General features: G+C 72.3%; 18 protein-coding genes. 7 read left to right on the forward strand and 11 right to left on the reverse strand.

Annotation, left to right across the window (positions count from 1 at the left end):
* Positions 1-96: 96 nt before the first annotated feature.
* Positions 97-1,302: a glycosyl hydrolase family 8 gene (locus AB0M82_RS19815; RefSeq protein WP_364723574.1), complete on the reverse strand. Its 1,206-nt coding sequence runs from the start codon at positions 1,300-1,302 to the stop codon at positions 97-99.
* A 157-nt stretch (positions 1,303-1,459) separates the two neighbouring features.
* Here AB0M82_RS19815 and AB0M82_RS19820 point away from each other — a divergent pair, with 157 nt between their 5' ends.
* Complete coding sequence (locus tag AB0M82_RS19820) at positions 1,460-1,861, forward strand: TIGR03618 family F420-dependent PPOX class oxidoreductase (protein WP_364723577.1); 402 nt, start codon at positions 1,460-1,462, stop codon at positions 1,859-1,861.
* On the opposite strand, the gene AB0M82_RS19825 is transcribed toward AB0M82_RS19820, so the two are convergent.
* From AB0M82_RS19825 to AB0M82_RS19835, 3 genes are all read right to left on the reverse strand, one after another.
* Positions 1,830-2,399 (reverse strand): TetR/AcrR family transcriptional regulator, encoded by a 570-nt coding sequence (locus AB0M82_RS19825; RefSeq protein ID WP_364723580.1) that lies wholly within the window; start codon positions 2,397-2,399, stop codon positions 1,830-1,832. The genes AB0M82_RS19820 and AB0M82_RS19825 overlap by 32 nt on opposite strands.
* Entirely contained in the window at positions 2,399-3,952 is a 1,554-nt protein-coding gene (locus tag AB0M82_RS19830) for a long-chain fatty acid--CoA ligase (RefSeq protein WP_364723583.1), read from the reverse strand. Before AB0M82_RS19830 ends, AB0M82_RS19825 begins: the two co-directional genes overlap by 1 nt.
* A 156-nt stretch (positions 3,953-4,108) precedes the next feature.
* Positions 4,109-4,471, reverse strand: a complete 363-nt coding sequence (locus AB0M82_RS19835; RefSeq protein WP_364723586.1) for a helix-turn-helix domain-containing protein — start codon at positions 4,469-4,471, stop codon at positions 4,109-4,111.
* Between the two features lie 93 nt (positions 4,472-4,564).
* Between AB0M82_RS19835 and AB0M82_RS19840 the strand changes: the two genes are divergently transcribed.
* On the forward strand, positions 4,565-4,951 hold the full coding sequence (locus tag AB0M82_RS19840) for a RidA family protein (RefSeq protein WP_364723589.1): 387 nt from the start codon (positions 4,565-4,567) through the stop codon (positions 4,949-4,951).
* On the opposite strand, the gene AB0M82_RS19845 is transcribed toward AB0M82_RS19840, so the two are convergent.
* The 3 genes from AB0M82_RS19845 to AB0M82_RS19855 form a co-directional block, all read right to left on the reverse strand.
* Positions 4,948-6,150: a GTPase gene (locus AB0M82_RS19845; protein ID WP_364723592.1), complete on the reverse strand. Its 1,203-nt coding sequence runs from the start codon at positions 6,148-6,150 to the stop codon at positions 4,948-4,950. The genes AB0M82_RS19840 and AB0M82_RS19845 overlap by 4 nt on opposite strands.
* Positions 6,147-7,925 (reverse strand): dynamin family protein, encoded by a 1,779-nt coding sequence (locus AB0M82_RS19850; RefSeq protein WP_364723595.1) that lies wholly within the window; start codon positions 7,923-7,925, stop codon positions 6,147-6,149. The genes AB0M82_RS19845 and AB0M82_RS19850 overlap by 4 nt, the downstream gene beginning before the upstream one ends.
* 101 nt (positions 7,926-8,026) lie before the next feature.
* Positions 8,027-9,028 (reverse strand): IniB N-terminal domain-containing protein, encoded by a 1,002-nt coding sequence (locus AB0M82_RS19855; protein ID WP_364723598.1) that lies wholly within the window; start codon positions 9,026-9,028, stop codon positions 8,027-8,029.
* A gap of 302 nt (positions 9,029-9,330) precedes the next feature.
* Between AB0M82_RS19855 and AB0M82_RS19860 the strand changes: the two genes are divergently transcribed.
* Complete coding sequence (locus tag AB0M82_RS19860) at positions 9,331-10,443, forward strand: molecular chaperone DnaK (RefSeq protein ID WP_364723601.1); 1,113 nt, start codon at positions 9,331-9,333, stop codon at positions 10,441-10,443.
* Positions 10,440-12,821, forward strand: a complete 2,382-nt coding sequence (locus AB0M82_RS19865) for a helix-turn-helix transcriptional regulator (RefSeq protein ID WP_364723604.1) — start codon at positions 10,440-10,442, stop codon at positions 12,819-12,821. Before AB0M82_RS19860 ends, AB0M82_RS19865 begins: the two co-directional genes overlap by 4 nt.
* Positions 12,822-12,879: 58 nt before the next feature.
* On the opposite strand, the gene AB0M82_RS19870 is transcribed toward AB0M82_RS19865, so the two are convergent.
* The 4 genes from AB0M82_RS19870 to AB0M82_RS19885 all read right to left on the reverse strand — a co-directional run bounded on the left by AB0M82_RS19870 (position 12,880) and on the right by AB0M82_RS19885 (position 17,962).
* The gene (locus AB0M82_RS19870) at positions 12,880-15,513 is read right to left on the reverse strand and encodes a fibronectin type III domain-containing protein (protein ID WP_364723605.1); all 2,634 of its coding nucleotides are present in this window, start codon (positions 15,511-15,513) and stop codon (positions 12,880-12,882) included.
* Positions 15,514-16,012: 499 nt separating this feature from the next.
* Positions 16,013-16,756: a ferredoxin reductase gene (locus AB0M82_RS19875; protein ID WP_364723608.1), complete on the reverse strand. Its 744-nt coding sequence runs from the start codon at positions 16,754-16,756 to the stop codon at positions 16,013-16,015.
* Positions 16,726-17,325 (reverse strand): sulfite oxidase-like oxidoreductase, encoded by a 600-nt coding sequence (locus AB0M82_RS19880; protein ID WP_364723610.1) that lies wholly within the window; start codon positions 17,323-17,325, stop codon positions 16,726-16,728. Before AB0M82_RS19880 ends, AB0M82_RS19875 begins: the two co-directional genes overlap by 31 nt.
* Positions 17,326-17,353: 28 nt before the next feature.
* Positions 17,354-17,962, reverse strand: coding sequence for a pentapeptide repeat-containing protein (locus AB0M82_RS19885; RefSeq protein WP_364723613.1), 609 nt, complete (start codon positions 17,960-17,962; stop codon positions 17,354-17,356).
* Positions 17,963-18,007: 45 nt separating this feature from the next.
* Here AB0M82_RS19885 and AB0M82_RS19890 point away from each other — a divergent pair, with 45 nt between their 5' ends.
* From AB0M82_RS19890 to AB0M82_RS19900, 3 genes are all read left to right on the forward strand, one after another.
* On the forward strand, positions 18,008-18,898 hold the full coding sequence (locus tag AB0M82_RS19890) for an ornithine cyclodeaminase family protein (RefSeq protein ID WP_364723615.1): 891 nt from the start codon (positions 18,008-18,010) through the stop codon (positions 18,896-18,898).
* Positions 18,899-19,050: 152 nt separating this feature from the next.
* Positions 19,051-19,305, forward strand: a complete 255-nt coding sequence (locus tag AB0M82_RS19895) for a hypothetical protein (RefSeq protein ID WP_020643997.1) — start codon at positions 19,051-19,053, stop codon at positions 19,303-19,305.
* An 81-nt stretch (positions 19,306-19,386) separates the two neighbouring features.
* On the forward strand, positions 19,387-20,214 hold the full coding sequence (locus tag AB0M82_RS19900; protein ID WP_364723617.1) for a hypothetical protein: 828 nt from the start codon (positions 19,387-19,389) through the stop codon (positions 20,212-20,214).
* Positions 20,215-20,322 lie beyond the last annotated feature (108 nt).

Raw genomic sequence — 20,322 nt, forward strand, 5'->3', positions numbered from 1 at the left:
GCCGCGAACCGCGCCCCGGCGGCGTCGTCTTGATCATCGACGCGGCGTCGGGGATCCGCGGGTTGTCGCCGCGCAGGTACTCCTTGATCAGGGCCCCTACACCGCTACATAGTTGCCAGTCAGGATCAGCAGCACCTGGACCGTGATGCCCGTTCCGTAGTAGTCCGTCGCGTCCGGGGACCAGGACGAAACGGCCGTCCACAGCTTGTCCAGCCAGGCCTGGCTGCCCACGTCCGTCATCGCCGCCACCGCGAACGGCGCCGTGAAGCACGGGTGCCGGCCGCTCTCGGTCTTCGAGCCCGACAGCGAATACCCGCTCTGGATCTTCGCCGGGTCACCGCCGGTGGCCGACTTGATCCACGTGTTCATCTTGCGCACCTGGTTCAGTGCCGCGCTGCCGGACGCCGTGATCGCGTCCGCGCCCAGCCGCCACGGGTCGCGGCAGGCGTTCCAGCTGTACTTGCCGTCGTACTGGCCCTCGAGGAAGTTCGCCGGAGCCGGCTTCGGCGTCGAGTTCGTGTTGACCACGAAGTCCGGAAGCAGGCCGGTGTTCGGCGCGTACTGCGACTGCAGCTGGCTCACCGCCGTCTCCGACCGGGTGCGGACCGCGTCCCAGAAGCTGTCGCCGGTGACCTTCGCGAACGCGCGCAGGTGCCCGGGCATCCAGTCCGACGAGCGCGAGCTGTTCTTGTACTCCGCGTCGTTGCCCCAGTCGCCGAGCAGCGTGAACTTCGTCGTGCCGTTGACTTCGCTCTTCTTGATCGCGTTGATGATCCGGACGGCTTCGGCCTTGTAGTTGACGGAGCCGGCGCTGCCCCACTTCTGGTCCGCGACCAGCAGGCCGTAGGCGATTTCGAGGTCGCCGTCGGTGGCGGAGTCGCTGCCGTTGACACTCTTGCAGTTCGCGTTCTGCTCGGCCGCGTGCAGATCCTTGTTGTTGACCGACGGGTGCGCCTTCACGAACTTCAGGATCCCGTCGACGATCGAGCGTGCCTGCGGGTCCTTGTCCGCCATCATCGCGGAGATCGTCATGCCGTACCCCTCGCCCTCGGCGACGAAGGAGTGGTCGGCGTCCTTGGACAGCACCGCGTAGGTGCCGCTGCCGCACTTGGTGGTGAGGAAGTTCTTCTTCCAGAAGTCGTAGTACTTCTGCAGCGCCTGGTCCTGCGTGGCCTGCGAGACGGACGGCCGCAGGGTGCCCGGCACGTACGGGGTGCCCGCTGCCGCCGCGGTCGCCGGCACGCTCAGCAGCCCGCCGGCGAGCGCGGCCGTGGCCGCCACCGCCCGGACGATTCTCTTCATCGCTCCTCCGTAAACAGACATCGTTGGCTGCGGCGACGGCGATCAGAGCGTGGCAGACGATTCGAGAGCCGGTCAAGAGTGTTAGGAAACTTTCCTTACTATCACCGTGAGTGGTCTCACCCCGGCGGGTCCACCCGGACGGGCTAGCGTGGACCCCATGAAGATCGACCTCGACGGCCGCGGGCCGGACTTCCGCACGTTCTGGACCGAGCGCCACCTGGCCACCTTGTCCACGGTCCGGCCGGACGGCACCCCGCACGTCGTCGCGGTCGGCGTGACCGTGGACTTCGCCGCCGGCCTCGCCCGGGTGATCACGTTCGACACTTCGGTCAAGGCGCGGCTCGTCCGCGCCGCGGGTGCCGAGGGGATCCCGGTCGCGGTCTGCCAGCTCGACGGCCCCCGGTGGTCCACTTTGGAGGGACGCGCGGTCCTGCGCGACGACCCGGAATCGGTGCGGGACGCGGAAAACCGCTACGCCGCCCGCTACCGGCAGCCCAAGCCGAACCCGCTTCGGGTGGTCCTGGAAATCACGGTGACCCGGGTGCTCGGCAACGCCTGACCGCGCGGGAGTGCACCAGCCGCGTGTACTCGGCGAGCAGGGTCGCCAGCTCGCTGTGCTCCCCCGCCGACGCCAGCTGCTGGTGCCCCACCAGCATCGCCATGCCCAGGGACGTCAGCGTGCGGGCCGTGGCGGACTCGCCGACGATGCCCTTGACCGCCTTGCCGACCGTCCGCAGCCGGGCCTCGTCGACGCGCTTCTGCGCCGCCCGCACGGTTTCGTCGTTCGCCGCCCACGCGCGGATGGCGGCCTCGGCCTCGTGCGGCAGCCCGAGCGTCAGGTCCATGAGCTCGGCGAAGTCCGCCGCCGGGCCGCCGGTGCCGAAGTCCCGCTCGCGCAGGATGAGCACCTGCCGGTTCTCCCAGTGGTCCAGGAGCTGCGCCACGAAGCCCGGCCAGCCGCCGAAGTGGTGGTAGAACGACCCGCTCGTGACGCCGAGGTCGCGGCACAGCCGTCCGACGTTCAGCTCGGTGAACCCGTGCTCCGCCAGCACGTCCAGCGCGGCCGCGAAATACGCCTGCCGCGTCACCGAAGGCATCAGACGTTCCGGTCCCGGTCCCGCCAGTACGGCTCGCGCAGGGACCGCTTGAGGATCTTGCCGGTCGCGTTGCGCGGTAAGGCTTCCACGACGTCGACGCTGCGCGGGCACTTGAAGTGGGCCAGGCGCTCACGGCAGAACTCCACCAGTTTCCCGGTGTCGAGCGGCTCGCCGGGCGCGGGCGCGACGACGGCCTTGACCTGCTCGCCCCACCGGTCGTCCGGCACGCCGATCACGGCCACCTCGGCGACGCCGGGGAACTCCGCGACCACCCGCTCGACCTCCGGCGAGTAGACGTTCTCGCCACCGGTGATGATCATGTCCTTGACGCGGTCCTCGAGGAACAGGAACCCGCCGTCGTCCAGGCGGCCGACGTCGCCGGTGCGCACCCAGCCGTCGACAATGGTCTCCGCGGTGGCTTCGGGCTTGCCGAGGTACCCCGCCATCCGCTGCTCGGTGCGGACCCAGACCTCGCCGGCCTCGGCGTCTTCGGCCGTGACCGGGTCGACGATCCGGATGTCCACACCGGACAGTGCGGTGCCCGCCGAGGCCAGCCGTTCGGGGCGCGAGGTGTCCCGGTGCGCCTCCGGGTCCAGCGCGGTGACCGCGCCGGACAGCTCGGTCATGCCGTAGACCTGCGCGAACCTGACGTCCGGCCAGGCCGCGAGCACCGTGCGCAGCAACGGGAGCGGCATCGGCGAAGCGCCGTAGCAGAGGTACTTCAGCCGGGAGAACGCCTGGAGCGCCGCCTCCCCGGCCTGCGCGATCCCGGCGACCACGGCCGGCACCAGGAAGGCGTGCGTGACACCGGCCTGGAGCGCGGCGAACAACGACGCCGCGTCCGGCTCGCGTGTCAGGTACGACGGTTCGCCGTAGAGGAAGCCGGAAACCGCGTAACAGCTGCCGCCGACGTGGAACAGCGGCATCGCGACCAGGTTGACGTCGCCGGGGCCGATCGGGAACGCGGTGCCCGCCGCGAGGCCGTGGGCGATGACGCTGCGGTGCGTCAGCACGGCGCCCTTGGGGAAACCGGTGGTGCCGCTGGTGTACATGATCAGCACGCCGTCGTCCGCGTCGAGATCGCTTCCCGGGTGCGGCGCGGCGGAAGTCAGGAAGGGCTCGTACTCGTCGTGCTCCCCGCCGACGACGACCACGCGTTCCAGCGCGGGCAAGCGGTCGCGGATCGCGTCGAGGGCGGGCAAGAACTCCGCGCCGGCGAAGACCACCTTCGCGCCCGCGTCCTTGAGCACGTACGCGAGTTCGTCGCCGGCGAGCCGCCAGTTGACCACGGCGTTGGCGGCGCCGATCCCGGCCGCCGCGAAGGTCGTTTCCAGGCAGGCGGGGTGGTTCTTGTCGACGAACGCGACCCGGTCGCCCTTGGCGACCCCGGCGACCGCGAGGGCACCCGAAAGCCGCCGGACCCGCTCGTCGAACTCCGCCCAGGTCCAGGACCGGTCACCGAAGATCAGCGCGGTGTCCGCCGGACGTTCGCGCGCCCAGTGCGCCAGGAGCTCGCCGAACAGCCGGACCCGGGGGCGGACGTCTTCGGGCATGGGAGTTCCCTTCGGGCCGGCGCTGGACCATGGACCGCGCTGTGTCATGGACCACAGTGACCATAGACTGCTCTATGGTGCGCCGCGGCGTCGCGGGCGTCAATACCGGACAACCGGTCGCGGACCGGCCCTCCGATTCGTGTTTTCCTTACGCCGTCAGCCGTCGAAGCTGCGCCGGGCGGCTTCGATGTCCTCGATGAATCGCCGGGTCCAGCCGCACATGCTGTCCACCGTCGCGCGCAGGCCCTGGCCGGGCTCGGTGAGGGTGTATTCGACGCGCGGCGGGACGGTCGGGTGCACCTCGCGGTCGATCAGCCCGTTGCGCTCCAGCATGCGCAGGTTCTGCGTCAGCATCTTGTGGCTGATGCCGTCGACTTCCTTCCGCAGCTCGCTGAACCGCAGCGTGCGGTCGCCGAGGGTCTCGATGATCAGGAACGCCCACTTGTTGGCGACGTCCGAGAAGATTTCGCGCGCCAGGGAATCCGCGCGGGCGAGGTCCGCGTCCTGCATGGTCACCATCTGGTTCCCCCGTCACCGAAAAGTGCCTTCTTCCACATGGTCCATCACTCTCCTATGGTTCCTGAGTAACCACAAGAGAGCACGGAGGACAAGATGACCGTCACCATGGTGAACCCCGGCGAACTCCCCGAGATCGACGTCTACCACCAGGTCGCCGTCGGCGAGGGGACGAAGCTCGTCTTCGTCGCCGGGCAAGTCGCCTGGGAGACCGAAGGCGACCTCGCCGCCCAGGTCGAGCAGGCCTACGTCAACGTCGGCACCGCGCTGGCCGCGGCCGGCGGATCGTTCGACGACATGGCGAAACTGACCATCTACGCCGTCGACTGGACACCCGACAAGATGCCCGCCCTGCTCGACGGCATCGACCGCGGCAGCGCCAAGATCGGGACCACGGCGAAGCCGCCCGTCACGCTCATCGGCGTCGCGGCGCTGGCCGCCCCGGAGTACCTGGTCGAGGTCGAAGCGACCGCCGTCCTCTAGGCGAACAACGAAAGCAGACCTTCGGTCGAGCGCACGACCACGTGCGCTGCGGTCCGTTCGGCGTGGGGACGGTCCGGCCGCTCCGCCTCGTGCCGCCAGCGCCGCAATGCGTCCAGGCCGGCGTCGTAGATTTCGCCCGGGTCCGCGTCCGGCTCCAGGCCGAGGCGGTCGGCCGGGGCGGTGCCCTGGGCGCCGAGCAGCCGGACCGCCTCCTCCGCGGGCTCGCCGGACAGCGCCGTCCGGCCGCCGCGGATGTCCGCGATCAGGCGCAGCTCGCGGAAGTCGTGCGCGGCCGCGGCGAACCGCTCCACCCGGGCCACCAGCCGGTCGCCGCCCGGGCGAGGGTGCGCCGCCAGCAGCGTCTCCAGGCGGATGATCGCCGTGCGGGCCTTCAACGCTTCGGCCCGCGCGACGAAACAGCCGGCCAGGGTGTCCCGCAGTTCGCCGAGGCCGCTGCGGCGGGCCAGCTCCGCGGAGAGCTTGACCCGGTCGTCGCAGCCGGTGCGGATCAGCGTGAGCGCGAGCCGGACGCCGAACATCCCGAACCGCACCACCAGCGACCGCCGCGTCTCCACCGGGATGGGGCCGGGGAACGCCGGATCGGTGAACGAGTCCACCGAGAGCACGTGCCGTTCCAGCTCTTCGCGCGGCACCGCGGCGAACGCCGCCAGCAGGTCGAACTCGTCGTCGCGCAGCGACCGGCCGCCGTACGCCAGCTGGCCGGCGACGGCGATCACGCCGAGGAAGCCCGTGCACAGCGGGTCTTCGCGCCAGGCTCGCCGCGCCAGCTGCTTCGCGGTCAGCAACGCGTCGATCCGGCCGGCGCCGACCTCGTCGGCCCGCGACAGGACCAGCACCGAGTTCACCGCGCTCTGTCGCGCGAACGGCGAGCCGGCCGGCGGGTGCGCCGCCGCGAGCTCGTCCGGTTCGAGGTGCCGGACGAGCCGCACCGTCGCGTCCGGGACGTCGTCGGCCGGGCCGGGGTCGTCCAGGAGCACGAGGTCGCGCAGCGCGCGCGTCGGCCATTCGCCCAGCGCGGCGGCGAGCGTCGTCTTGCCCGACGACGGCGCCCCGGCGAACGCGACGCGCAGCGGTTGCTCCAGCCGGTTCTGGCAGTCGTGCAGGACCGCCGAAGCGCGCGGCTCGTCCCGGTACAGCCCGGCCGCGGCGGCCAGGAGGTCGCGGACGTCCTGGGTCACGCCGAAAGCTCCCGCCGCTGCCGCCCGGCGATCGTGCCGAGCTCGCCCGCGCGCTGGTGCAGGCCGGCGAGCCGGTCGATCTCGCGGCGGATGTGCCCGGTCCGCCGCTCTCGCTCGGCGGTGCCGGCGAGGATCGTCTCGCGTTCGCGCGTCAGCTCGTCGGCGAGTTCCTCGGCCAGCGCGGTGAAGTGGTCGCGCAGCCGCCGCTGGACGAGGCGGATCGAGTCGCGGCATTCCTTGCTGAACCGCAGGAAGACGTCGTCGACGTGGCGCTGCGCCGCCTGCTTGGCGACGGCCTGGCGGCGCTGCAGCCGCATCCCGCCCTCGTCCTTGATCGTCTTCGCGGCGAACGCCGCGCCGGCGCCGATCGACACCGGGTTGATCAGCGGCAGCCCGGCGAGACTGGTGACCAGGCCGAACATCAGCACGCCGCCGTACGACCCGCGCAACCCGGTGAAGGCCTGCTGGCCGACCTTGAACTTCTCGATCTTCGGGCGCCGGACGTCGTCGAGGCCGTCGACGCCGTAGCCGTCGAGCCGCAGGTCGGGCAGGGCCTGGTCGTACTGGGCGCCGAAGCACGCCGCGACCGCCTGCGCGATCCACTCCGCCCGGTCCGCCAGCCACGTGTAGTTGACGTCGACGGCCTCGGCCAGCGCGTTGTCCAGCCACGGCGCGAACTCGTCCCACACCTTCGCGGGATCGCCCTCGTCGAAGGTCTGGTCGATCGTGGTGACGATCTTGCGGGTCCGCTCGCGCAGGTCGTACTCGGCGTCGGACAGCAGGTCGGTGATCTCGTCGGAAAGCAGGTTCTGCCACCGGGTGTTCTGCCGCCGCAGGTCGTCGGCGCGGCGCTGCGCCCGCTGCAGCAGCGCGGCCTGGCCCAGCCCGGCGTCCTGGCCCGCCGCGGCGGCGCGGTCGCGCAGCGACTCCACCAGTTCCGCGGCGGCGGCGCGCACGCCGACCGCGGCGAGCAGCGCGCGGGACTGCTCGGGCGGGCGCGCGGCCTGCTCGGCGATCCAGCCGAGCAGCTCGGGAAAACCCGAGCGGGCGTTGAGATCGGCGTCACCCGTCTTCGCGGCGGCTTGCCGCACCACGGCCGAAACCGGCATGACTGGCGCGTCGATGCCGGCCTCGGCGAGCATCGCGCGGTCGCGTTCGGCGACCGCGCGCCACCCGGGGCAGGCGTCGATCTTGGTGAGCGCCACGACGACGTGCGGGCACCAGGTGCGCACGTGCCGGGCCAGCGCCAGTTCGGCGGCACTCAGCGGCGCGGTCGCGTCGGAGACGAGGATCACCGCGTCCGCTTCGGCGAGCAGGTCGAGCGCGGCGGCGGTTCGCGGTGACCGCGGGTCACCGACCGGTGGGGTGTCGACCAGGACGAGCCCGGCCGAAAGCAGTTCCCGCGGCACGCCGACCTCGACGCGGCTGAGCGTGCCGGCGGGCCGGGCGCCGAGCTCACCGGTGAGCCGTTCGACCGCGACGGGGATCCGTTCGCGGGACCGGCCGACCAGGGTGGCGGCGGGTTCGGCGGAGTAGGCGATTTCCGTGGGCACCGCGGGAGTCGGGGCGTCGCCGACCGCGCACACCGGCGCGTTCAGCACGGCGTTGAGCAGGTAGCCCTTGCCCTGTTTGGGGAAACCGAGCACGCCGAGCCGGGTCTGCTCCGGCGGAGCGTCCCGGCGTCTGCGCAGGCGCTCGGCGAGATCGGCGCGGCCGTGCGTGCGGCACGCGTCCAGCGTCTCGTTGAGCACTTCGAGCCAAGGTGGGGCGGTCACAGCGAAGGAGTGTCCCCGGTTTACTCCCCGTACGCACACCGGGTGCCCGTCCCGCGGCTGCACCCAGACCGCGGGACGGGCACCGGTGACCGGTTCGGGGGTCAGTGCCCGATGTGGATGTCGTTGTTCGAGGCGATGTCGCCGATGTGCAGGTTGCCCAGCGCGTTGTGGCTGACGTCGGCGACGTCGGAGACCACGTCGTGGACGGCCGTGGTGTTGCCGGTGGCGACCTCGCCGACCTGGCCGAGACCGTTGTGGTCGGCGCTGATGCCGGTGGCCGAGGTCACGGTGTTGGTGACGTCGCCGAGGCCCTCGGTCGCGTGCGAAACCTGGCTGGTGACGTGCCCGAGGTCACCGGCGCCCTGGAGGACACCGGAGAAGTCGCCGACGTGGCCGACGACCGAGTTGACGGTGCCGTTCAGGTCACCGCTGACGTCGCCGAGGTGGGTCGTGGTCTCGTACACCGGCGCGGTCGCGTTGTTGGAGAGGTTGCCCACAACGCTGTTGCTCAGGGCGGAAGCCTGCTCGACGGCACCCACGGCGGAGCTGTGGTCGACGTCGGTGACCGAGTACACGAGGTTCCCGGCGACCTGGGTCGCGTCGAGGCTCGAGCCGAGGTCGCCCGCCACGCCGAACGCGCCGGTCGGGTCGCTCGCCAGGGCGGTGACGCCGGCGGCGGTGTTCGTGAGGTCGTTCACACCCGGCAGGGCGCCGACGCCCGGGACGGCCGGCAGACCGAGGTCGCCGACGCCCGGCAGTTCGCCGCTGCCGAGGTCGCCGACACCCGGCAGCGCCGAGGTGGCCGGCAGGCCGAGGCCCGCGGTGAGGGCGGTGAGCTGGTCGATCGCACCCTGGATGCCCGTGGCGTCGGTGCCCAGCGAGGACAGGTCGCCGACCTGCGGCAGGCCGCCGACGGCCGGGAGGCTGTCGACCGGCACGTAGTCGAGCACCAGCGGGATGACCTCGTGCACGTCGGCGGCGCTCACGTCGCCGAGACCGGCGAGGGCGAGGGCCTGCTGCGGGTCCGTCCCGAAGGCCGCGAGCGCGGTCGGGTCGTTGAGCAGGTTGAGAGCGAAGTCGTGCAACGTCTGCACGGAGTCCATGGGGATTTCTCCTGGTCTGGTGGATCGGGGACAGCACCGGCCGCAAGAACCGGTGCTCCGTGATCAAGGTAGGGAGCCGGTCCCCCCGGACACATCGGGGATTACTCCGAGTCGCAGTCTGGTCAGCCCATAGGGGATCGATATGTCATCGTTAGGGAGTTAGGGGCTCATCCGTGACGCGCCCAGTTGGGTTTAATCCCTCCAGGCTCTTGTCTGACTAGCCCGTTTGGGTGAGGATGCCCCCAGCCCTAGGGGGAGCCACATGCCCCCGATCGGTCGCGCGAGGTGAGGAGGAAGCGCCGTTGCCCTACGTCCTCGGGATCGATGTGGCACAGGGACGGACCCACGCCGCCACCTGCCGCCGTCAAGGCCCCGGCTGGGGTGAGCCCGAGCCTCTCTGGCTGGGCGAGCGGTCGCCCGCCGCGGCGTCCGCGCTCTTCCTGGACGACGAGGGGTACCTGCTCACCGGGGACGCGGCCGCGCAGGCGGGCGCCCGAACCCCCTCCCGGCTGCTCACCGGCTTCCACCGGCGGATCGGCGACGACGTCCCGATGCTCGTCGAAGGGGAGGCGTTCCCGCCCGAGACGCTCACCACGGTGCTCGTCGAAGGCATCGCCGAGCACGCCGCGAACCTGTTCGGCGGCACCCCGCACCACCTGGTGCTGACCCACCCCGGCGACTGGGGCACCTACCGCCGTGACGTGCTGCGGCGGGCGCTGGCCGACGCCGGGTTCACCGCCGTCACGCTGGTCCCCGGCTCGATCGCCGCGCTCGGCGCGCACCTGCCCGTCCCCGGCCCCGGCGCGCAGGTCGCCGGAGTGTGCGAGTTCGGCGCCGACGGCGTGAACGTCACGCTGGCCACGGCGACCGGCGCGAGCGGGTGGCAACCCGGCGCGAGCGCCGAAGGCGTGGCCCCGGCGGCCGCGCTCGGCACGCTGTTCGCGCTCGCCGGCACGACGTCGACGTCGCCGAAGGGCCTCGCCGGAGTGGTGTTCTGCGGCGACGTCCCGCCGCACGCGCTGCCGGCCCGGCCGCCGTGCCCGGTGTTCGCGGGACCGGTTCCGCCGGCGACCGCCGCCCTCGGCGCCGCGGCCCTCGCGGCGCTGCGCGCCGACCACCGGGGGGCACCGCAGGAGCTCCCCGTCGAAACCACGTTGCTCCCCAAGGTGGACACGCTCAGTGAGCTCGGCGAGCGGCCGCCCCGGCCGCCGGTCGAGATCACGCCGTTCGAGCTGCCCGAGCGGAGCGGCCCGATGAACCTGTTCCGCCGTCGGCGTCCCCTCGCGGCCGCGGTCCTGGTGCTCGCCGCGGCCGTTTCGGCCGTGCTGATCACCATCACCGCCCGCGAAGCCACCGCCGGCCCCGGCCAGTCCCCCACCCCGAGCCACTGCGCCCCCTCCGAAGGTCACTGTTGAACACACTGCTCACGCAGCTCCCCCCGCTTCGCGCCATCCCCGTGCACCCGGCGGCCCGGCCGCTGCTCGACCGGATCGCCGCCGACCCGGCCGCGCCGCTGCGGCTCGCCGTCGTCGCCCCCGGCGGGTACGGCAAGAGCGTGCTGCTCGCCGCGCTCGACCGCTGCTACCGGGAAGCCGGGGCCGAAGCCCTGCTCGTCGACGACGCCGACCGGCTCGGCCCCGCCGAGCTCGAGGAGCTGCTGACCGGCGCGGACGGGCCGATCGTCGTCGCGCACCGGCCGGCCGCGGTGGCGCCCGGCTGGACGTTGCTCCAGCTCGGCCCGCTCGGCGTCGAGGACATCGCGCGGCTGATGGCGGCGGTGACGGGCGCGCCCGTCGACCCCGCGAAGGCGGCCGAGCTGCACGCCCGCAGCGGCGGCGTGCCGCGGCTGGCCGAGCGCGCCCTGCTCGGGCGGCTGGAGGAGTTCCGGCCCGAGCTCGACGAGCTCGACGACGACGTGCTGCGCTACCTGATCGCGGCCGAAGCCGGCGCCGGGCGCAACCTCGACCTGCTGTGCGCGCTGCTGGACCGCGACCCGGACCAGCTGCCCGGGATCGTCGACGGCGCCCGCGCGACCGGCCTGCTCGCCCCGGACGACACGCTGCTGCCGCTGGCCGCGGCCGCCGTCCGCGACTTCGGGCCGCCCGCGCGCCGGCTGACCACGGTGCAGCGGCTGGTCGAGCTGCAGCTGGCGAACGGCCTGCCGGTGCTCGACCTGGCGCGCTCGCTGCTCGGCACCGGCAGTTCCGGCGCGTCCGCCGCGGCCGCGTTCGCTTCGGCGGCGGCGGAAGCGCTGCCGTCCGACGCGCGGCTGGCGACCCGGCTGTACGAAGCCGCCGCCGAAGCGGGCGACCGCTCGTCCGCCGTCACCGTGGGCTGGGCACGCGCGGCGGCGCTGTCCGGCGACCTGGACACGGCGCTGCGCCTCGGCGACGGGATGCTCGGCGCGGACGACGCCGAGACCCGCGCGGCCGGGGCGGAGATCGCCGCCACCGTGCTCGCGCACCGCGGCGAACTGGCCCGCAGCGCCGAGCTGTACCACTGGGCGGGCCGCGGCGGCGCCGACGCGTTCGCGGCGACGGCGCTGGTCGGCACCGGCGATCTCGACGGCGCGCGCCGGCTCCTCGACTCCCCCTCCCCCGGCGTCGCGCCGACGCTGTTCGCCGGCGCGGCGACCCGGATGGCCCGCGGCATCGCGGATTCGGTGTCCGGCTGCGCGACGGAGACGTTGTCCACCTTGCTCGGCGCGGCCGCGATGCTGGAGCCGGCGCTCGGCGGCACGCTGCTGCCGGACAGCCCGGCGGCGCTCGCCGCCCTCGCCGCCCTGCACACCGGGGAGCTGGCGCTGGCGGAATCCGTGCTAAGCCGGGCGCTGGACGGCCGGATCGGCGGAGATCTGCTGGCGGTCCGGCACCGGCTGCTGCTGGGCTGGGTCGCGATGACGGCGGGCGACCTCGCCACGGCGGCGGAACACCGCGACGCCGTGGCCGGCCGTTCTTTGGAGGCTCGCGACGAGCTGTTCTTCGCCACGCTGGAACTCGGCCTGGCGCGACGGGCCAGCGACCTCGTCGGGCTGCAACGGTCGTGGAACCGCGCGTACCAGGCGTCGATGCGGCAGCAGACGGACCTGTTCACGCTGCTGCCGCTGGGCGAGCTGGCGATCGCGGCCGCCCGCACCGGCGCCTTCCCGAAACTCGCCGGCCAGCTGGAGCGCGCCCACGGGCTGCTGGCCCGCCTCGGCGAGCCTCCACTGTGGACGGTCTCACTGGTCTGGCACGAGCTGCACGCGGCGATCACGCGGGAGGACGCGGAGGCGGCGAAGGCGCACCTGGCGACGTTGACCACGCACGCCCACTGCGGCCGCCACCCGCTCGCCCTGGCCACGGCGGCCCAGGGCTGGCTGGCGGTGCTGGGCGGCGGATTCGACCCGGACGCGATTTCCGCGGCGGCGGCGGAGCTGCACGACCTGGGGTTGCGCTGGGACGCGGCCCGCTTGGCCGGCCAGGCGGCGATCCGCACCTCCGACCGCAAGGCGATGGTCCAGCTCCTCGAGGCGGCCCGCCAGTTCCAGGGAACGGCGGCCCGCCGCGACCCGGGCACCACGGAACCAGCGGCGGCGGGCACGGGCTTGGCGGCCCTGAGCGAGCGCGAGCTGGAAGTGGCCCGGCTCGTCGTGGAAGGGCTGACGTACAAGCAGGCGGGCAGCAAGCTGTTCATCTCGGGCAAGACGGTGGAACACCACATGGCCCGCATCAGGGGAAAACTCGGCGCGGCCGACCGGCGCGAACTGCTGTCGACGCTGCGGGAGTTGCTTTCGCGCCCCGAGGCCCCGTAGGCCTGGTGACCTCGGTGCGGTGATGGCACCGAGGTCACCTGGGCGCTTCCGGGGTGGGTCAGGCCGTCGTTGTCGCCGTGAACGTGGCCGCCGGGCCGGTTCCCGTCGCCGTGATCGCCGCGACCGTGAACGTGTACGGCGTCGCCGGGTTCAGGCCGTCCACCACCCTGGTCATGCCCTTGATCGTCGGCTGCGTGACCAGCGCGTCGCGGCCTTCCACCCGGATCGCGCGGCCGTCGGACACCGTGATCACGTAGCCCAGCACCGGGGTGTCGCCCGTGGTGGCCGGCGGGTTCCAGCGGATCGAGGCCGCCGTCGCGTCCGGCAGGGCCCGGGCGTTCGTCGGGACCGCGGGCAGCGCGCCGGGCTTCGGGCCCGGCGTCACCGGGGCCGCGGGCAGAGATGGCTCGCTCGTGCCGAACGCGTTGCGCGCCGCGACCGTCACCGTGTACGCCGTTCCGTCCGTCAAGCCCGGGACCTCCGCGTACGCGCGCTTTTCGAAGCCGGACGCCGATACCGTCGTCGAGACCGTCCGGCCGCCGCCCGATGCCGTGACCACGTAGGCCGTGACCGGCGCGTTGTTGAAGGCGAATGTCGGGTTCCAGGTCGCGTACAGCTTCCCCGCGACCGCGAACGTGCCGACCCTCGACGGCGCCTCGGCCGGAGCCCGCCCGCCGACCTGCCGGGTGAGCAGGCCGCGGTAGGCCGGTTCGAGGCCCGCGTTCGCGACGATCGCCGCCGGGGCGTCGGACGGGTGCGCCAGAATCCGGTTGCCGCGGGTGATCGCGCCCTTGTCGACCTTGTCGCGGTCGCCCTGCTCCCAGTAGTTGCCCTCGATCAGCGTCGGGTCGTTGTTGCCGAGGCCGTCGCGGTAGTCGACGTGCACCGTGCCGACGTTGAAGTACGCCGTGCCGTAGAGGACGTTGCCGCGGATCGTCTCGTAGGTGTTGCCGTTGTCGGTATAGACGGCCTTTCCGAGCCCCCACTGGTCGTGGACCACGTTGCCGGTGACCTTCTCGCCGTCGTCGAGAGAGCTGCCGGTGATGCCCTGCGTGTAGATGCCGCCACCGTCGTCCAGCATCAGCATGTAGTCGAAGATCAGGTTGTCCGAGACGGTGTTGTCGTGCGACAGGTTCGGCGTCGCCGGGCGCTGGATCTTGTCCGGCCAGCCGCCCCAGCCGACCGAGATCGCCGAGTAGCCGACATGGTCGATCTGGTTGTGGGAAATGCTGTTCCGCACGGTGTAGCCGTCGACGATCGGCACGCCGCCGTGGAATTCGCGCGGCAGGCCGTAGAGGTGGTTGTCGGTGACCTGGACGTCGCGCACGACGTCGGCGTCGGTGTCCGTCACCGGCTTGTCGACACCGCCGATCTGCACGCCGTTGCCGGAGATGTCGGTGAAGACGTCGCCACGCACCCGGGATTCCTTGGTGCCGTCGATGAGGTCGAGGCCCGCGCCGCCGAGGTGGGCGAACACGCTGTCGCTGAACTCGACGCGCCGGCCGTGGGACACGGAGACGTTGGCGGGTTCGCGCGTCCACGAGGCGTACGGGCAGGTGCCGCCGGGCACGAACTGGCAGAGGCCCTGCACGGCCCAGCCGTCGGCGCCGGTGATCGTGTACCCCGCCTGGATTTCGGAGAAGCCTTCCGGCGAAGACGGCGTCAGCCACGTCGCATACGAGTACCGCAGCCCACGGAACGCGACGTCGTGGATCGGTGCGGCGGCCGTGCCGCGCGCGTCGACGAGCTTCTCCAGCACCGGCATTTCGACGTCCGCGCGGCGCAGGTCCTGGCCCGGCTTCGGCTGGTAGTAGACGACCCGGGCGGACCGGTCGAAGTACCATTCGCCCGGGGTGTCGAGCAGCTCGAAGGCGTTCTCGGCGTAGGTCGGGTGCCGGCCGTTGGTGAGGTCGGCCGGGCCGACCATGTTCACGCTGCGGCCGGGGATGTCCGGGAACAGCAGGCGTTTCGTCGAGTTGTCCCAGCACGGCTGAGCCATCGTGATCGTCGTGCCGTCGGCCCCGGCCAGCGGGCAGCGCGGCTCGGTCCACTGGCCGAGGCCGTCGCGCTGGATGTTCCAGAGCGCTTCGCCCGCGGTGTACACGAACTCGATGTCCTTGGGGTTGCGCCAGTGCGCCAAGGTGTCCGCACTCGCGGTGTACCCGGTCGCGGTGGCCTTGACGGTCACCGGCAACGGGCCGCGCGCGCGTTGTTCACGGACGCCGTCGACGTACAGCTGCCGGGTGTTGCCGAGTCCCGCCGGCGCGGGCGCGGCGAACAGCCCGGGCCGGCCCGCGACCGGCCGCCAGCCGGTGACCCGCACGCCGCCGTTCAGCTCGGTGTCGCCTCTGCCCTGCCAGATGACGCGGTGGCCGTTGCCGCCGGAGTCCCGGGCGTCGAGCCGCAGCGGGGCGGTCAGCCGGAAGACGCCGGGCGCGAGGTGGACGGTGAGATCGCGGGTCAGGTGCGGCGCCCGTTGCCGCACGAGGTCGCGGGCCTGGTCGAGGGTCCGGACGGGGTGCCCGGCGGTACCGGAGGCCCGGTCGGAGCCGTCGGGCGAGACGTAGACATCGCGGCCGGCGGCATCCGGATCGGCCGCGGCCACCGGGCCGGTCGTGGCGAGCAGCGCGCCCGCACCCAGGAGAACGACCACCGCGGTGCGGCGCCGCTTCGAGCCCCACTTGGTCAGCATGGACGAAACATAGGATCTCTTGACGCCAATGTCGACAATTTCCCGCTCAGCGGGGCACAATGTCACCTATTCATCGGATGGGCGCGCAGGTCGGCAAGGGAGGCTGGACGGCGGGGAAATGGAGCGCCGGTCGAACGATGCCACGCCCGGCGGCCTGGGGCCGCTCAGTCTCGGCCGGGGCGCTCGATCGCGCGGCCGGGGCATTCAGTCACGACTGAGGACTCGCCTTCAGCCATGACACTCAATCGCGGCCAGGGCGCTGGGCTCGGCCGGGCGCTCGGTCGCGGCCGGGCGCTCGGTCGCGGCCGGGCGCTCGGTCGCGGCCAGGGCGCTGGGCTCGGCCGGGCGCTCGGTCGCGGCCGGGCGCTCGGTCGCGGCCAGGGCGCTTGGGCTCGGCCGGGCGCTTGGTCGCGGCCAGGGCGCTCGGTCTCGGCCGGGCGCTCGGTCGCGGCCGGAGCGACCAAACACGCGATCGGGCATTCAGTCGCGGCTGGGATGCTCAGTCGCGGCTGGGGCCGAAGCGTTCCGTGCGGATGCGGTGCGGGTCGTGGCCGAGGGCGACCAGGATGTCCGCGACCGTCTCCACGAAGCCCGTCGGGCCGCAGACGAAGCACGATGCGCCGAACTCCGCCGGCCAGCCCGCCGTGTTGAGCGTGGCTACGTCGACGCGCCGCGGGATGCCCGGGCGGCCTTCGGGCAGCTCTCGCGTGTGGACGTACGTGATGTCCAAGCCCGCCACGGGCGTGCGCAGTTCCTCGGCGTAGTACTGCTCGGCCGGGGTGCGCAGCGAGTAGACCAGCTTGAACGGCGTGCGGACGCCCGCCGCGCGGCGGGCGCGGATCATCGCCATCAGCGGCACGATGCCCGAACCACCCGCGACGAGCAGCACCGGCGCCGGGTCCTCCGGCCGCCAGACGAACCAGCCGCCGACGGGGCCGCGGATCTCGACCGGGTCGCCGACCGCGTACGGCCCGGTGAGGTGCTCGGACACCTCGCCGTCGGCGACGCGCTGCACCGTCAGCTCCACCCGGTCACCGTCGGCGGGCGCGGCGAGCGAATAGCTGCGCTGCGCGCGATAGCCGTCGGCCGCCGTGAGCCGGACGTCGACATGCTGTCCCGCGAGGTGCCCCGGCCAGCCGGGCAGGTCGAAGACGAGCGTGCGGGCGGTCGGCGTCTCGTCGCGGAACCCGGCCAGCCGGGCGACCCGCCAGGCTAGTCGCCCTGATACCGCTGTTCGCGCCATGGATCCCCGTAGTCGTGGTAGCCGACGTTTTCCCAGAAACCCGGCTCGTCCCGGGTCTTCAGCTCCAGCCCGCGCACCCACTTCGCGGACTTCCAGAAGTACAGGTGCGGTACGAGCAGCCGCGCCGGGCCGCCGTGCTCGGGAGTGAGCGGCTCGCCGCCGTACTCGTAGGCGATCCAGGCCTGGCCGTCGAGCAGGTCGGCCAGCGGCAGGTTCGTGGTGTACCCGCCGTAGGAGTGCACCATGACGTAGTCGGCCTCGGTGTCGAGCCCGCCGACCAGCGTGTCCACCGCGACGCCGCGCCACCGGGTGTCCAATTTGGACCACTGCGTGACACAGTGGATGTCCACAGTGGGCTTTTCGCTCGGCAGGGCCATCAGCTCGGCCCAGTTCCAGGTGTGCTTGCCGCCGGTCTCGGTGGTGACCGTGAACTCCCACGTCTCGGTGCGGACGCGCGGAGTCGGTCCCGCCGACAGCACCGGGAAGTCCTCGGCCAGGTACTGACCGGGCGGCAGCCTCGGGTCGCCGCTGCGGGCCCGGCCTTGGAAACCCGGTGTCACGACGCCCATGCGGCACTCCTTCCCGGTCGCGCCGAGCCTACGCCCGGACCCGCAGCCCCAGCGACGTGACGAGCACCGCAGCCTGTTCGGGCGACACGATCGCGCCGGCCAGCTCGGCGTTCAGCGGATCCAGTGCCGACAGGTCGCTGCCCCGCAGCTCGGCGCGGGACAGCTTGACGGCGTGCAGCGTCGCCCCGGACAGGTCGACGTCGGCGAACACGGCGCCGCCGCAGTTCGCCCCGGTGAGGTCGGCCTCCCGCATGCGGACCCCCTGGAAGGTGACCGCACGCAGGTCGGCGCCCGCCAGCCCGGCGAACGACCAGTCGCCGCCGGTGACCCGCAGCGGGCGCAGTTCGCACTCGCTGAACGTGGCGCCGACGAGCTTGCACCCGGTGAACTCGGCGTCGAAGAAGTTGCACCGTTTGAAGGCACAGCCGGTGAAGGCCGAGTCCGTGTGCCGCGACGCGTTGAAGCGCACGTTGCCGAACACGCAGTCGGTGAACACCGAGTTCCGCGTGACCGCCTCCGAGAGGTCGACCTCGCGGAAGTCGCACCGCACGTAGTGCCGCCCGGTGATCTCTTCGCCGTACCAGTCGTCACGGAGGAACTGCTGCTCCTCGACGGAATCTTGCGTGGCCTCGGACATCCCGCCAGGCTAGCGGCAGTTCCCCGAGCCGGGAGGGATCCGCGCATGCTCGACGCCCACGACATCCGGAAGGCCGTGCCGATGACGGCCGCCGTCGACGCGGTGCGGGAGGCGTTCCTCGACTTCGCCGCCGGACGTTTCGTGGTGCCGCAACGGTGGTCGTTCGCCGACGGCACCACGCTCGTGATGAGCGCCTGCCACACGCCGTCGTCGACGACCGTCGTCAAGACGCTCAGCCTGGTCGCCGGCCGGACGCCGACGATCCTGGGGACGCTCGTGTGGAACGCCGCCGAAGGCCAGGTGGTCGCCGACGCGATCGAGGTGACGACCCTGCGCACCGGCGCCGTGTCCGGCGTCGCCACGGACCTGCTCGCGCCGGCCGGGGCGAGCAGGCTGGCCCTCCTCGGAACGGGTGCGCAGGCCGCCGACCAGGTGCGTGCCGTGGCGGCGGTGCGCCCGGTGCGCCGCCTGGCCGTGTTCGGACGCGACCGGACACGCGCCGAGGCCTTCACGGCCCGGTTGGGCGCCGAATTCCCCGGGATGACGACGCGGGTCGCCACGAGCGCGTCGGACGCGGTGTCCGATGCGGAGATCGTCTGTTGCGCTACTTCGTCTCGTGCTCCTCTCTTCGCGGTTGACGACTTGCCCGACCGGGTTCACGTCAACGCGATCGGGTCGTACCTGCCGTCCATGCGGGAGCTTCCCGCCGAGCTGGTGGCGACGGCCTCGTGTGTGGTCGTGGATCAGGTCGACGCCGTGCTCAAGGAGGCCGGCGAGGTGATCGACGCGGTGGACACCGGGCTGATCGAACGCGCCGCGTTGGTCGAGCTGGGCCAGGCCCTGCGCACGCCGCCGACGGTGAGCGGGCGGACCGTGTTCAAGTCCGTCGGCCTCGCCGTTCAGGACTGGGCCATCGCCCGCCTCCTCGGGGGCTGAAATCGTCGACTGAGCGTGGCCGGGAGTCATCGGAGAGCAACAAAAGCAGCCGAACGGCCCAATCTTCCCTCTGAAGCGTTTGATCGGTCACCCGATCCGGGAATTTCGCGGACATGTCTCCTTGGCGAACCACCACCAGACGGAACACGGCCGTGCGGGTCATCACGGCGATCGGCGCGATCTTCGCGGGGATCGAAGTGCTCTACATGATCATGGTGCTCGCCGGCGCCAACGCCGGCAACGCCTTCTTCCAGTTCATCAAGTCACTGGCGGTTCCTCTCGCCTTGTTCTGGCCGGGTCTGTTCCCGGTGGACAGCCCGAGCTTGGCCGTGATCCTCGACTTCGGCCTGGCCGCGGTGTTCTGGCTGGTCGTCACCGGCATCATCGCCCGCTTCGCGGGCCGGTGACCCGGCCTCGACCCGCTGTCCCACCCACCGAGGGACCACCCGCCGTCGCCGCCACCAGTGTTCTTCAGCGACACTGGACGGATGAGCGACGGCAGGTGGTTCGACGGCAGGTCGCCTTGGCCTGAGCTGGCCGGGCTCGCCGCGGCCGGGCGTTCGCTGCTGCCGAACGTCCCGGTCACGCCGGCCGCCTTGGCGCGCACCGTCACCGAGCAGCTCGTCGGCCGCAGGCTGACCGCGAAGGTCGGCGACCGCAAAGTCGGCCTCACCCTCACCGAACTCGACTACCCGGCCGACAGTCTCCGGCTGGCCACCGGGCGCGTCGGCGACGTCCGGATCGTCGCCGAGGACGTCGACTGGCCGGAGCCCGAAGCCGAGGACGGGGAGCCCGTGAGCATTCCGCTGCGCCGGGTCACCGTGCTCGCCGAAGACGTCCGCCTCCGCTCGCTGCCCACGCCGGCCGCCATCCCCGCACGGGTCGAACTGCGCATCGCGGTGTCCGCGGACGTGCTGCGGGACCGGGTGGCGGCGGTCCGCCCCGGGATCGTCGCGACCCCGGCCGAAAGCGGGCTGCTCCAGATCCACTGGGCCAAGCGGCCGCACTGGGGCCACCTGACCCTCGAAGCCCAGGTGGCGGACGACGCCGTGGTGCTCGTGCCGCGGACCCTCCACATCGGACGGAAGCAAATGCGCCCACCGGCCCGCTTCCAGCCCATTGTGCTTCCCCTGCCGGAACTCCCGCCAGGGATAAAGCTGACGAAGGTCGAGCCACGCCACGACGAACTCGTGCTGCACACAGTGGCGGAGGAATGGCCGGAACGGCTGTCCCGCATTCCCCTGACCGACCTGCTGAGCTGGCTGACGACGGCGGCCGTGACCCTGACTCTGCCGAAACTCGGTACGCGCCCATAGCTCTCCCCTTCGCCGATGCGAGCCGGAAGTGGCCCACATCAGCCAAGCTACTCGAACGCGCGTTCGAGCTCATCACTCACACGGGTATACCTCAAAACCCAATGACAG

The organism is Amycolatopsis sp. NPDC051128, assembly GCF_040682715.1.
Lineage (GTDB): Bacteria > Actinomycetota > Actinomycetes > Mycobacteriales > Pseudonocardiaceae > Amycolatopsis.

Bases quoted from the DNA above. Each gene is read 5' to 3' on its own strand.
- AB0M82_RS19830 (WP_364723583.1), bottom strand. From the start codon at position 3,952: ATGCCCGAAGACGTCCGCCCCCGGGTCCGGCTGTTCGGCGAGCTCCTG.
- AB0M82_RS19815 (WP_364723574.1), bottom strand. From the start codon at position 1,302: ATGAAGAGAATCGTCCGGGCGGTGGCGGCCACGGCCGCGCTCGCCGGC.
- AB0M82_RS19825 (WP_364723580.1), bottom strand. From the start codon at position 2,399: ATGCCTTCGGTGACGCGGCAGGCGTATTTCGCGGCCGCGCTGGACGTG.
- AB0M82_RS19820 (WP_364723577.1), top strand. From the start codon at position 1,460: ATGAAGATCGACCTCGACGGCCGCGGGCCGGACTTCCGCACGTTCTGG.
- AB0M82_RS19840 (WP_364723589.1), top strand. From the start codon at position 4,565: ATGACCGTCACCATGGTGAACCCCGGCGAACTCCCCGAGATCGACGTC.
- AB0M82_RS19870 (WP_364723605.1), bottom strand. From the start codon at position 15,513: ATGCTGACCAAGTGGGGCTCGAAGCGGCGCCGCACCGCGGTGGTCGTT.
- AB0M82_RS19900 (WP_364723617.1), top strand. From the start codon at position 19,387: ATGAGCGACGGCAGGTGGTTCGACGGCAGGTCGCCTTGGCCTGAGCTG.
- AB0M82_RS19890 (WP_364723615.1), top strand. From the start codon at position 18,008: ATGCTCGACGCCCACGACATCCGGAAGGCCGTGCCGATGACGGCCGCC.
- AB0M82_RS19880 (WP_364723610.1), bottom strand. From the start codon at position 17,325: ATGGGCGTCGTGACACCGGGTTTCCAAGGCCGGGCCCGCAGCGGCGAC.
- AB0M82_RS19875 (WP_364723608.1), bottom strand. From the start codon at position 16,756: ATGGCGCGAACAGCGGTATCAGGGCGACTAGCCTGGCGGGTCGCCCGG.
- AB0M82_RS19835 (WP_364723586.1), bottom strand. From the start codon at position 4,471: ATGGTGACCATGCAGGACGCGGACCTCGCCCGCGCGGATTCCCTGGCG.
- AB0M82_RS19855 (WP_364723598.1), bottom strand. From the start codon at position 9,028: ATGGACTCCGTGCAGACGTTGCACGACTTCGCTCTCAACCTGCTCAAC.
- AB0M82_RS19885 (WP_364723613.1), bottom strand. From the start codon at position 17,962: ATGTCCGAGGCCACGCAAGATTCCGTCGAGGAGCAGCAGTTCCTCCGT.